Origin of the sequence: Kamptonema animale CS-326, from assembly GCF_028330895.1 — a bacterium.
In the GTDB taxonomy this organism is placed as follows: Bacteria; Cyanobacteriota; Cyanobacteriia; order Cyanobacteriales; family Microcoleaceae; genus Kamptonema; species Kamptonema formosum.
In genome coordinates this window covers 1-12,800 of the sequence record NZ_JAQMUA010000147.1, presented here as the reverse complement: position 1 = coordinate 12,800, position 12,800 = coordinate 1, and the positions used below count along the sequence as shown (strand labels likewise).

The following is a 12,800-nucleotide window of genomic DNA, read 5'->3' as shown; positions in this document are numbered from 1 at the left end:
GTGCAGTTTTCCGTATTTCTCAGGTAAGGTGACTCCGTGATAAGAGTAGAGGCTGTATCCGTCTGCAAATTGGATGGCGGGTGTACCTTCGGCGTGGAGGCGGTGTTGGTTGTCGAAGGAGAGGATGCGAGGGCGATCGCAGATAATGCAAGTTTTTTCATAAGGTAGAATAACGCAACCACAGTGCTTGACTAGCAATTGAAATACCTCCCAATGTTTTTGATCGTGAAGATAATTAAATAAAAAAATACTTATCTCAAATAAAATACAAGAGTAAGCCCAATGTTGAGTCTCAATGTAATTAGCTAATTGTAATTCTAATTTAAGTGAATTATTGACTCTATTCCTCAGTTCTTGGTGCATCCATAAACTAGCATCCCCTAAAATTTTTCTCACTTCTTTCCAAGGCGGTTCTACTACGCTAACTTTCAATTGTCTATACAGTTTCTCCCATAAATGCCGCCATATATGCTCAATAATTCGCTGCTCTGATGGCTGTGTAGTACCCAATTCCAAGCCTTGATATGGATTACTACAAAAAATAATCTCTGGTTCTTGTTTACCCATTAGCTCATAAACAGATTTTATCACTTCAGCGGCTTGATTGTAGTTTATTGGCTCGGTGGAACGCGAGAATTGCCGCCACTTTTCCTGATATACTGGAATTAATGCCTCTTGTTCAGGAGTCAATTTGTCAATTTTAGTTTCTGACATGGAGAGATACCCTAGTCTGAAGATATCATTGATAGAAGTTTACCCTAAATATACCCCTTTAATTGTCGCTGTAATCTCTAATTTCAAAAATTCGCCCTTCCAGAGTTACAACTGAGCCACCCCCAGTTTAGTAAAGAAGTGCGATCGCGTTAAAATGTCCCAAGTTGATTTATCATACTCGTTAGCCTAGAGTACATTAAACCCAGCTTGGCGAAATCGTAACTCTAAGCTACCACAACCGGGACAAAGAGAAATAATATTGGTATTTATCTCTTTAACTCCCATCAATTATATCAGACATCTCGAATGAAAGTAGATTCTATCCTCAAACCCTATCAACGCTTCGGTGTAAATCTTGGTCTAGACAGAATTCAACAACTCTTAGATAAATTAGGCAACCCTCACCAAAAAATCCCTATTATTCATGTCGCAGGCACAAATGGCAAAGGTTCTGTTTGTGCCTATCTTTCTTCCATATTAACCGCCGCAGGCTATCAAGTTGGTCGCTACACTTCTCCCCATTTAATTGACTGGAATGAACGCATCTGTATCAATCAAAAACCCATTTCATCAGAACAATTAGAACATTATCTTTTACAAGTAGTAAACGTTATTAATAATAAAGATAGCGAATCTCCTACCCAATTTGAAGTATTTACCGCCGCCGCTTGGCTATATTTTGCCGAAAAAAAAGTAGATATTGCCGTCATAGAAGTTGGCTTAGGCGGAAGATTAGATGCAACTAATGTCTGCGAAACTCCTCTCGTTTCCATCATCACTTCCATTAGTCGCGAACACTGGCAAGTTCTCGGCCCAACTTTAGCAGATATTGCAGGTGAAAAAGCAGGTATTCTCAAACAAAATTGCCCTGCTGTCATCGGACAATTACCTCTAGAAGCTAAAGCAGTTATCGAAAAACGCCTTGAACAATTAAACTGTCCTGCTATCTGGCCAAAACCTGCATTAGATTTAGGCGAAAATTGGGTAGAATATCAGCCAGAACTAGATACTAACATTAATTTACCAACACCTGCGATCGCAATTAAATACCCTTTACCACTATTAGGGAAAATTCAATTAATGAACTCAGCCCTCGCGATCGCAACTTGCCAAATTCTCCAGCAACAAGGGTGGAAAATTTCGGAAACTGCTATCCAAAACGGGATGGAAAATACTAAATGGCTTGGTCGTCTGCAATGGACAACTTGGGGAAATCATAAACTATTAGTTGACGGTGCTCATAATACCGCCGCTGCTATCGCCTTACGTCAATATGTCGATACTCTAGCTCATTTATACCCGCAAAAAAAGGGGAAATCTTGGGTAATGGGTATGCTTTCTACTAAAGACCATGCTGATATTTTTAAGGCTGTGTTGGCAACAGGCGATCGTCTTTATTTAGTACCCGTACCTGACCATAGTTCTGCTGAACCAGAAGAGTTAGCCAAGTTAGCTTTAAGTATCTGCCCAACATTATCTCATTGTCAAACTTATCCAGATTTACTCACAGCTTTAGATACTGCGATTGGCGAGGATTTAACTATCCTTTGTGGTTCTCTTTATCTTATTGGCTATTTCTTTCAGCAGCAGGAGCAAGATTGACTGTTAAATGTTAACTATAGCTTGTAAGGTGGGCGCTCGCCGCAAATAGCTTGTAAGGTGGGCGCTCGCCGCAAAAAAGCTTATACTTTACCCATATATCATTTGCGGCGAGCGCCCACCCTACGTTTAACTTACTACGTTTAACTTACTGCTTACCAAGCAGCCAAAAGGGAAAAGATTGTGTTGGTTCTAGAACAACACCAGTCACACCTTTTTGAGCAAAAACATAATCCTTATCTTGCCATAAAGGAATGAACGGAACATCTTTAGCTAATAAATCTTGAATTTCGCCAAAAATAGCTTTGCGGGTGGCGGGATTCTGCTCTTGTCGCTGCTTAGAAATCAGTTGATTCACGCGATCGCTATAGTAAAATGAACCCTGACCCTGACTCGCTCCCTCTTGACATCCCCCCGCCGCTGAGCCTTTACTACAACTCAGAAATGGCTGAATGTAATTGTCAGCATCAAAGTAGTCAGCAACCCAATCCACTAAAGCAGAAGGATAAATCCCTTTATCCAGATTTTGAAACAAAGTGGGAGCTTCTACACCATTAACTTCTATTTGCAACGCCCCATCTAATTTTTGTTGAGCAATTGCCTTCAAAGTATTTGCAACCATTGCCCTTTTGGAAGAAGCCGAAGGATACCAAATTTGTAGTTTTGCAGGATTAGCAGCCGAGAATCCAGCCTTGCTCAAAAGTTCCTTTGCCTTAGCTGCGTTAGCCTCTTGATACTGTTCTTTAAAAACTGGCTTTTGTACATCAAATGTGGTAGGAATTAGGCTATAAAGAGGTTCCGCTTGTCCTCGCAATACCCGTTCGTTAAGCAAGGGACGGTCAATAATTGTGGCGATTGCCTGCCTTACTGCTAAATTATCCAAAGGTTTAGACTTGAGGTTGAGTACCATATAACTCACCGTATTACTTTTAGCTGCGATCGCCTGCCAATCGCCTTTTTTACCTCTCTCTTCCAAGTTACGAATTTGATCGGCATCTAGAGACAAATAAGCCACATCTACTGCACCTGTACGAAAAGCATTAAACAAATTTGCAGGCGTAGAAAGGAACTGAACGTCGATTCCTTTATTAGCGGGTTTATTCCCCCAATACTTATCAAAAACATCCAATTTTAAAGAATCACTACCATATTTTGCTAGCTGATAACGACCGGTTCCCACAAAAGTATCCGGTTTAAATTTACCTGGGCCAATTTCGTAAGCTTTAGGAGAAATTGCACAAGCACCAGCAAATCCTAGTAGGGAAGGAAAAGCAGCAAAAGGTTTTTTCAGCTTAATTGTTAACTCAAACTCACCACTCGCCTTGACAGATTCTATAGCATCAGCTAATAAAGATGCTGGACGACCTCCATTTTTAATAAATCGTTCTAGAGAAAATACCATTGCCTCAGCATTGAATGCCGTACCATCATGGAAAGTAACGCCTTGACGTAGTGGTATAGTATAAGTTAAAGCATCTGGACTAATTTTAGGCATTGCTGTTGCCAATTGCGGGATTAACTTAGTAGTTCCAGACTCATAGGTGTAGAGGCGATCTCCCAAATTGTAAAGCAATCCACCAGATATTTGTTCATAAGCATCAGCAGGATCGATCGTCCGCAGTTTCAGCGTTGTGCCAATTGTAATTCTTCCCGTTCCCGCCTCTGTATTTGTAGAATTAACTGATTGATTTGCTGACTTTCCGCAACTCACAACTAGGAAGCAGCAAAGGCAAAATATACCAATAAATTCTAATATACCAATCCGCTGAATTTTAAGCTTAGCGGTGTAATTCTCTAACATTTCTTTTATACCCATTAGATCGTTTTTAACTTTATGAGGACTAATATCCGTAACGCCGCCCTCTGAGCAGTATCTTTGACCACCTAGAGGGCGGCGTTACATCAGAACTGTGTAAGTCTTGACTTTAAATATTACGATGATTATGGCGCTTTGCACAACCCTTTATTTTTTATTTTTTAACAATTCAGAAAGGAAAACTTTTTCACCCTTTACCTTGCCTAAAAATCTTTGAGTAGGGAGCGCCAATCTCGACACCGTTTTAGATAAATTTGAGACACCCTATCTTCAGGGTTTTTTTGCAAACATTCTTCAAACAGTTTGCCCGCCTCTCTCACGCTCTTCTGATGGTAAAGCAACATAGCTTCCTCATATCTTTTCAAAGTTCCTAACTTACCTTCTCGAACTTCTGGGGGGTCAGAATCAAATACTTCGTACACTGTCACAAACTCTGACTTCCCCTTAACCTTTACTTGGTCAACGATCCGGATAGAATAATCCGCAGGATTATGTAAGCGCGAAAATGTTTGGTTAGAAATTAACATTTGTACCCCGTACTCTTTCGTTAACCCTTCAATCCGAGATGCTAAATTAACAGCATCACTAATAACTGTACTGTCCATTCGGTTTTGTCCACCCACAGTACCTAGCATCAAAGTACCTGTATTGATACCCACGCCAATTTTAATCGGCACATAACCTGAATTTTGGCGCTGTTGATTGTAATCTGCTAGAGTTTCCAGCATCGAAATTCCCGATTGAACGGCATCATCTGCCTCGCCATTAAATAAAGCCATAATTGCATCGCCAATATATTTATCAATAAAGCCATTATTCTCAGTAATTGCAGGTTCCATTCGACTGAGATAAGCATTAATAAATTTAAAATTTTCTTCAGGAGTTAAAGTTTCCGAAAGCGAAGTGAAATCACGAATATCGGCAAACAGCACCGACATTTCCTGCTGTACTTGATCCCCTAATTTGACATCAACAATACTTTCATATCCTAAAAAGTAGAGAAATTGGTGAGGTACAAACCGCCCGTAAGCATCGGTTAGTTCTAATTCTGCATCTAGAGCTTTTTCCAAATTCAAATTTAGCTCAAAGAGCTCGTTAGTGAACCTTTGGCGCTCAGCTTCTGCTTTTTTGCGATCGCTAATATCTTGAAAAACCGAAATCGCATAGATTACGTTACCATTGTTATCAAATATTGGCGTTCCTCTACTTTCTAGAGGTATAATTAGATCGCCTTGGTGGACTTCTATATCATCAGCCATTGAGGTTTCGCCATTCAAAGCCCGCGATATCGGCAATTCTTCAACGGGGTAAAGGTGAGGGGTATTGGCAACATAAAGTTGATAAATGTCTGGTATTTTATAAACTGCAATTGATGGCACAACTCCTTTGCCAAGTAACTGTACTGCGGCGCGATTAGCATAGTAGGGTTTACCAGTAGCATCCAACACAGCTACTCCTACGGGTATTGCTTCTAGAAACTGAGCTAACTTTGCCTCGCCTTCACGTACCGCCTCTAATGCTTTATCGTGTAACTCGGCTTCAACACTATCGGAGTGTAGGGAGGTAGTTTCCAGCAATATTTCCAAGTCAGTTTTTTCCCTTTTCAGGTTTTCTACTTCTTGGCGCAGTTTTTCTATCTCCAAAAGTAGCTCTTCTTTAGACAGTTGTTCTTCCTGCATTGTCTTGGAATTTGCGCCTTGACAAAGATTATATATGTCACTGTAGTTGGTGATACACCCTACCATAGTTTCTCTGGGCATGAAGTTATAGCAGAAGGCAAAAAGGAAAAGGCAGAAGGCACAAGCACAGGCTAGAGCCGAAGGCAGAAGGCACAGGCTAAGGTGGAAGGCACAAGCACAGACTAAGGCGGAAAGCGGCAAGCAACATTTAACTATTTATAAGGATAGAAGGCTTTAATTATCTATAGAGCCAGAAGGAAAATGCAATAAAAGCAATGGTTTGAGCAATTAAGAATATCTTCATTACCTTGACGGTTGCTTTAAAACCTAGATCTAGCCGAGGCAACGCGATCGCGCCCTTTAGCCTTGGCACGGTAGAGAGCCACGTCCGCTGCTTGGATCACCTCAGCACCAGTTTTACCATGTTCTGGAAAACAAGCTACCCCCAAAGAAACAGTAATAATGTCCAGAGACTGACCGTTATATTTTACATTTAACTGCTTCACGCCTTGGCGCAGTTGCTCAGCACGCTGGCAAGCCTCTTCCAAGCTACTCTCTGGCAAAACCAGGATAAATTCCTCACCTCCGTAACGGCAAACAATTTCTGAATTGTAGACGTACCTTTGCAAAAATAGGCTCAATTCTTGCAGGACAAGATCGCCCGCATCGTGACCAAAAGTGTCGTTAAAACGTTTAAAGTAGTCAATGTCAAGCATAATACAGCTCAGGGGTTGCTGCACTTGCGTCGAGTACTCGATCTCCCTCATCAGGAACTCCGTCAAGTAACGGCGGTTGAAAAGACCCGTCACTGGGTCGCGAATGCACTGATCGTGCAGGAAATTTTCCACCAAGTCGCCGTGTTCCCTCATTGTTTCTAAAATCAGTTCCATGTCAGCTTTATCTCTGCTGACATTTGCCTGAACAGACTGAAGTTCTGCTTGAGCTGCCTTCATTGCGGCTTGTGCGCGTTCGCGTTCTGCAATTTCGGCTTGCAGTTGTTGATGGGATTCATGCAGTAAAACTTCTACAGCATCAGCGCGGGCACAGGCTGCCTCCAGCAAAATATCCAACTGCATCTTTTCGGCTTTGATCTCTTGGAGTTCCTGGCGCAGTTGTTCTATTTCCAGAAGGATCTCTTCTTTGGATGGTGGTTCTTTTGACCTGTTTTCCAGTCTTTGTGCATTGACAAAAATACTCTGATGTTGAAAGCCTGTACTAGCCATACGCCCTCTCAAACTTTCTATTTTAATTCCAGCTCCAAGGTAGGCATCAGACGTAATAGATTCCGCAAAGACTTTCCTTGCCAGGGGATTGACTGAGAACCTTTGATCTGCATCTGAACATTTCCTTTCTGGCGCACCTTGATCGCAAACTTCGACAACATACTGATCCCAGAACTGTTGAGAAATTCTAGCTCCTGCAAGTTCAGCACAATTTTGGGTGGTTCTGAGTCAGCAACATCGTTGAGCAACTGTACTACAGGAGCATACTCTTCCATGCCGCTGAGCCGAAGAGCGCCTTGTAAAATAATCGTTGTAGTCGCTTCATCGTAACAGATACGGTAATCTTCGGTCTTGATCTCCATCCGTTTAAAATTCCTTGTAGATTTAGAGGTAGTTTAAGTAGCCTATACTGTTAGCTGCACCATTGTAGTTACGGCGATAACTTCTGGGTCTTTTTGGACAGTCTCGAATTTCCAACCTAGCTTAGCTTCATAGTCGTTGATCATAGTCAGTAAGCCTAAACCAGAAGCGGTACAGTTTTCGTCAGCGGCATTTTTTTCTAACTGGTAAATGTATAGCTCATTTGGATCTGATGTAGTTAACTCCTGAATGTAAGCCTGAAATTTATCAACTGCTTGAGGAGGGATGCTATTAGTCATTAGAAATGCTACTCTACCGCTTTCCAGGTGGAGACGAATGCTGATCGGGTACTGGCAGGTTTCGTCGTTAAATTTCATGGCATTTTCTAGCAATTCATTGGCAACGTAACTAATAGCACTTTTGACCTGCGCTTGCTTCTCGATACTAGCAGGTTCCTGTTCGTTTCCTGGAAAGAAAGTTGCCAAATAATCGGCAAGAAAATCAGCCGATAAACCATTATTTCGCCACCGCTGTTTTAGGGGAAAAGAACTAGGAGAAAATCCAATGATCAAGTATTCTTGTGTGAAAGGCGGCTCCTCGAAGTCGCCAAATATCTGAATCATAGTTGCTAAATCCGAATTGTGCTGCTTATTTTTGCTTAAGTACCACCAAAGTGATGTCATCATAGACCTTATATTGCCCGATATGTTGTCGCAGGTCATCAATTACAACAGATCTGATTTCAATAGCCACTGGCGGCGAGTTGGGTTTGATTGCCTCAATTAGCTACTCGACGTTGTACGGGGCCCCATTAAGATTTTCAGCTTCGATAATGCCATCAGTGAAGATTATTCCCACATCCCCTGCTTTTAAGAACACTTTAACTTTTCCCCCGAAATAGGCAATGCTTCCAGCTCCATGGGAAAGCCTAAGTCTATGGTATCAATATTTAAAATCTTAAATTGAACGTCGGTTGACGCTCTCAGAAAGCCTTAGCTAGCAATACGTACACCCCTTAACACCACCAAAGGTTGATGCGATCCCTCCCCTGAATATAGAGGATATTCGGGTCGTGCAGAATATATTTTACCTTAGTACCCTTCTAAACTCGATCGCGGTTGAAAATGAAATACTAATCAACAATGGCATTGAGCAGCACGTCAGTCAAGGACATATCTCCCATGTGTTCCAAGGTCACGGTGTTGCAGATGTCAAATTTAGCGCCCGCACTCTGCAATTGATGATCCAAGATTTTGAAAAATTCTGTTGCTGTTTGATTGGAGCCTACTTGAATGAGTGAAATTGCAAGTTCTTCATCTCGCTCTAACTGATTTGAGGCATCAATAATTATCTGCTTTACTGATTGAGGATTGTTGACTTCACCGGATGTGACTACTATAATGGTTTCTCCGTTAGCTTTGGCGCGTTCTGTAGCCCGACGCTCAAAGTAGCTATCTGTAGCATCTTTTAGAGCTGGGGCTAGCTTGGTTTTGCCCGATGGCTGATTTTCTTGAAATATCTGGGCAACTTTACTAGCAGTGGTGCTGTCGTAACGTTTAAAATCATCTGCGAATAGGTAAAGGGTGATGCCATCAGGATCGAATTGTTCGCATTGAGCTGCTAGTGCTAAGGCGGACTCCTGCATGACATCCCAGCGACTTTTACCGTCTGCTTGGTCTGAGATGGACATACTTTGGCTTTTGTCTACGATCAGGGTATAGTCGCGATCGCGCAAAGCTGCGCCGCCTTCGAGTAGAGCGTCCATTTGTTACTCTCCAATAATGATGTTTGATATTTAAGCTATCAGTTATTGGAGTAGTTCGGAGGATAAAATTTGTGATGAAAATTTGATTTGTGGCAACGAGGGGGGTAGAGGTGGTTACAGTTATACCCCGCTCTGGCGTAACCCCCTTTGTTGAAAATGATGGTCTCAGTTAAGTAGAAGCTAAAAGGTAGAGGGGTTTTAGTTATCTAGGAGAGCAGGAATAATGCTGATACAGGAAGCTTTTTAGCTATCGGTATTTTACTCTAAATTAGAAGAATTTACCGATCTTTATCTACAATTCCGGAACCAAATAGTAAGGTAGTGAAGTCTAAAGCTGTGTAGATTGTGTGAGTTGTGTGCTTTCTGAGTGCGGCGTAATGCGGAGGCTGGCTATGAAAAAAAATCCCCAACATTCCTGGAAAAATGCTGAAAAACAGCCTGAAAAGCAGCCTAGTCCATTTTTCTTGGCTTTGCTATTGACGGGAATTCTAGCTTTAGAAATGTATCCAGTGTTTATACAGACAGCAAATGCTGATGCTGGCAATTTACCGTCCTCATATCCACAGTCGGAAGAGAAAAATGAGTTAAGGGAAAATAAATTTCAGGCTCCGCTGGTGATTCCAAAAGCAAGCGATCGCGGACTTTTACCGCGTGTAATTTTAGTAAGTGCTAAGCGATCGCCGGAAAATCCCGAAGTCAATAAATTAAAATTAATGTCTGTAGACCCTGATTTGGCGCAAGCTGGGCAAAATGGTGCTAATCAGTTGCCGGCGCAAGTTGCGAGTGCTGTTCGTCAAAATTTGTCCAAGGAAACTGGGATTGCTGCGGGACGACTGAAAATTACGGAATTCAGCCGCCAAACTTGGCCCAATACTTGTTTGGGACTGCCTAAAAATGATGAATTGTGCGGTCAAATGATGGTGGAAGGTTGGCGAGTTGTGCTGTCTGACGGCCGCCAAACTTGGGTTTATCGTAGCGATCGCACAGGAAAAGTTTTGCGTAGAGAAAATCAAGCTAGTTCGCTTCAACCTGTGAAGATTCCGACTGCACAATTACCGCCGCCTTTGACAAAAGGTATGGTGTTTCGGGCGATCGCCAGTGGTGGTTTTACGGGGCGGACTTATGAAACAGTGCTGATGGAGGATGGTACCTTGATGCGAGTGCTGGCGGGCCCGGAAAATGCCAATGATTCTGGCCGTCAGGTTTTCAGGGTTTCCATGCAGCAGGTGAAACAGTTTCAGGAGTTGCTCAAACGGCAGCAATTAGCTCGTTTTAATCAGTTGAGTTATCCAGCGCCGACGGGGGCGGCTGATTTTATTACCGTCACTTTTACGAGTACGGCGGGTACAACTCAATACGCGGATATTGTTCGCGATCGCTTACCGAAACCTTTGCAGGATACGATTGAAGCTTGGAATCAAATTACTCGTGTTACTCAAGTTTAATTGGTAATTGGTAATTGGTAATTGGTAATTGGTATAATGGTTGTTGAACATTTTTAATAGTTAAAGATAGAGCAAATTGCAGGTTGATCAAGTACGCCCCAGAAACCGGGTTTCTTTATAGTTCGCCCCTACAAATCGGTTTTTACACAAGAAACCCGGTTTCTCTGTACTTCACTTACCAGCAAGATTGTGCTAAAAATCAACAACTATAGGACTTATGCAAAACTATCTGTAACGCCCTGCCATCCTGCGATCGTGCGTAAGTTCTGAACTAGCAACTAACAACTAACAATTAACAACTAATTATTAACAAAATGGATATAATTGAAATACTAAAAGAAGATTATAAGAAATTTCCCGCCGCTCAAACCTATAGCATTTATGCAGAAGACGTTTACTTTCAAGACCCGATGAATCGATTTAAAGGCATCGATCGCTACCAACAAATGATCGGGTTTATGAGTACGTTTTTTAAGGACATAAAACTAGATTTACACAACATTTCGCAGGTAGGAGATCGCATAGAAACACGCTGGACATTAAGCTGGACTGTTCCCGTACCTTGGCAGCCAAGAATTGCAGTTCCAGGTTGGAGCGAACTCAAACTTAACACCGACGGCCTGATTAGCTCCCACATCGACTACTGGAACTGTTCCCGCCTCGACGTACTCAAACAACTCCTGTTTCCCGTAAAAACCCGCTAAAGTAAAATTATGTAAAGAATTCTCAGACGGGGTTAACAATTCATGCGCTTAATTTTGATGACGGGGAAAGGCGGAGTCGGCAAAACCTCAGTGGCGGCTGCTACTGGCCTCCGCTGCGCCGAATTGGGATACAAAACCTTAGTGTTGAGCACTGACCCGGCTCACTCTTTAGCAGATAGCTTTGATATGGAGCTCGGCCACGAAGCACGACTGGTACAGCCGAACTTGTGGGGAGCTGAACTCGATGCTTTGATGGAATTAGAGGGAAATTGGGGAGCAGTCAAGCGCTACATTACGCAAGTTTTGCAAGCGCGGGGTCTTGATGGCATCCAGGCTGAAGAATTAGCGATTTTGCCAGGAATGGATGAGATTTTTGGCTTAGTCCGCATGAAAAGGCATTACGATGAAGGCGAATTTGATGTTTTAATTATCGATTCGGCTCCTACTGGTACGGCTTTGCGACTATTAAGTTTGCCAGAGGTTGGCGGCTGGTACATGAGAAAATTTTACAAACCGTTGCAAGGTCTTTCTGTTGCACTCAGGCCTTTAGTTGAACCAATTTTTAGACCAATTGCGGGTTTTTCTTTGCCGAATAAAGAGGTAATGGATGCACCTTATGAGTTTTACGAACAGATTGAAGCTTTGGAAAAGGTTTTAACTGATAATACTCAAACTTCGGTGAGGTTAGTTACTAACCCCGAAAAGATGGTAATTAAAGAATCATTGCGAGCTCACGCTTATTTGAGTCTGTACAATGTGGCAACAGACATGGTAGTAGCAAATCGGATTATTCCCGATGAAGTGACAGACCCATTTTTTAAGCGGTGGAAGGAGAATCAGCAACAATATCGGCAGGAGATTCACGATAATTTTATGCCGTTACCTGTGAAGGAAGTACCGCTTTATTCTGAGGAAATGTGCGGTTTGGCGGCTTTGCATCGGTTGAAGGAAACGCTTTATGGCGATGAAGATCCGAGCCAAGTTTATTACAAGGAAAATACGGTAAGAATTGTTCAGGATCAGAATCAATATAGTTTGGAATTGTATTTACCGGGGATTGCCAAGGATCAAATTAAGTTGAGTAAGTCAGCGGATGAGTTGAATATTACGATTGGCAATCATCGGCGGAATTTGGTATTGCCGCAAGCCTTAGCAGCGTTACAGCCTGCTGGTGCTAAGATGGAGGATGATTATTTGAAGATTCGGTTTGCTTAGAGGTTTTGGGTTGAGGAGATATGCTCTGATAGGTGCGATCTCCTCATGCGTAAGTAGTCGGATATAAATAAACGTAGCCATGTAATTGCTTCGTTCCTCGCAACTCGCAATGACATTCTTTATTTTTGTCCAGCTATAGATCAATACTCCGGACAGTTTTGGAGTAGAGACGCGATCGCCCGTCCACAAAAAAGTAAGTAAAATTTGAATCTCAAAGGCAGAAAAAAAGACACTCTTTAGGTTAAGCTTAAAAAAACTGAGCTTAACAGACTGCCTTATG

At 42.2% G+C, this 12,800-nt stretch carries 11 protein-coding genes; 4 read left to right on the top strand and 7 right to left on the bottom strand.

Annotated features, from left to right (window positions below; all coding sequences use genetic code 11):
* Positions 1 to 714: DUF6745 domain-containing protein (locus PN499_RS08895; protein ID WP_272031436.1), on the bottom strand; the 714-nt coding region annotated here is incomplete at its 3' end.
* A gap of 306 nt (positions 715 to 1,020) precedes the next feature.
* On the opposite strand from PN499_RS08895, the gene PN499_RS08890 reads away from it, so the two are divergent.
* Positions 1,021 to 2,316 (top strand): bifunctional folylpolyglutamate synthase/dihydrofolate synthase, encoded by a 1,296-nt coding sequence (locus tag PN499_RS08890; protein ID WP_272031435.1) that lies wholly within the window; start codon positions 1,021 to 1,023, stop codon positions 2,314 to 2,316.
* Between the two features lie 145 nt (positions 2,317 to 2,461).
* Here PN499_RS08890 and PN499_RS08885 read toward each other — a convergent pair whose 3' ends face one another.
* From PN499_RS08885 to PN499_RS08860, 6 genes are all read right to left on the bottom strand, one after another.
* Positions 2,462 to 4,114 carry an ABC transporter substrate-binding protein gene (locus PN499_RS08885; RefSeq protein ID WP_272031434.1) on the bottom strand — a complete coding sequence of 551 codons (1,653 nt, stop codon included), beginning with the start codon at positions 4,112 to 4,114 and terminating at the stop codon, positions 2,462 to 2,464.
* A 218-nt stretch (positions 4,115 to 4,332) separates the two neighbouring features.
* Positions 4,333 to 5,808 (bottom strand): adenylate/guanylate cyclase domain-containing protein, encoded by a 1,476-nt coding sequence (locus PN499_RS08880; protein ID WP_272031433.1) that lies wholly within the window; start codon positions 5,806 to 5,808, stop codon positions 4,333 to 4,335.
* 320 nt (positions 5,809 to 6,128) lie between these two features.
* Entirely contained in the window at positions 6,129 to 7,031 is a 903-nt protein-coding gene (locus PN499_RS08875; protein WP_272031432.1) for a GGDEF domain-containing protein, read from the bottom strand.
* A gap of 17 nt (positions 7,032 to 7,048) precedes the next feature.
* A complete protein-coding gene (locus tag PN499_RS08870; RefSeq protein WP_272031431.1) occupies positions 7,049 to 7,393 on the bottom strand; it encodes a slr1659 superfamily regulator in 345 nt (114 codons plus the stop codon).
* Between the two features lie 42 nt (positions 7,394 to 7,435).
* On the bottom strand, positions 7,436 to 8,014 hold the full coding sequence (locus PN499_RS08865; protein ID WP_272031437.1) for a slr1658 family protein: 579 nt from the start codon (positions 8,012 to 8,014) through the stop codon (positions 7,436 to 7,438).
* A 509-nt stretch (positions 8,015 to 8,523) separates the two neighbouring features.
* A complete protein-coding gene (locus tag PN499_RS08860; RefSeq protein ID WP_272031430.1) occupies positions 8,524 to 9,156 on the bottom strand; it encodes a VWA domain-containing protein in 633 nt (210 codons plus the stop codon).
* A gap of 392 nt (positions 9,157 to 9,548) precedes the next feature.
* Here PN499_RS08860 and PN499_RS08855 point away from each other — a divergent pair, with 392 nt between their 5' ends.
* From PN499_RS08855 to PN499_RS08845, 3 genes are all read left to right on the top strand, one after another.
* Positions 9,549 to 10,601: a hypothetical protein gene (locus tag PN499_RS08855; protein WP_272031429.1), complete on the top strand. Its 1,053-nt coding sequence runs from the start codon at positions 9,549 to 9,551 to the stop codon at positions 10,599 to 10,601.
* Between the two features lie 314 nt (positions 10,602 to 10,915).
* Positions 10,916 to 11,305: a DUF2358 domain-containing protein gene (locus tag PN499_RS08850; RefSeq protein WP_272031428.1), complete on the top strand. Its 390-nt coding sequence runs from the start codon at positions 10,916 to 10,918 to the stop codon at positions 11,303 to 11,305.
* A 42-nt stretch (positions 11,306 to 11,347) separates the two neighbouring features.
* Positions 11,348 to 12,520, top strand: a complete 1,173-nt coding sequence (locus PN499_RS08845; protein ID WP_272031427.1) for a TRC40/GET3/ArsA family transport-energizing ATPase — start codon at positions 11,348 to 11,350, stop codon at positions 12,518 to 12,520.
* The last annotated feature ends 280 nt before the right edge of the window (positions 12,521 to 12,800 follow it).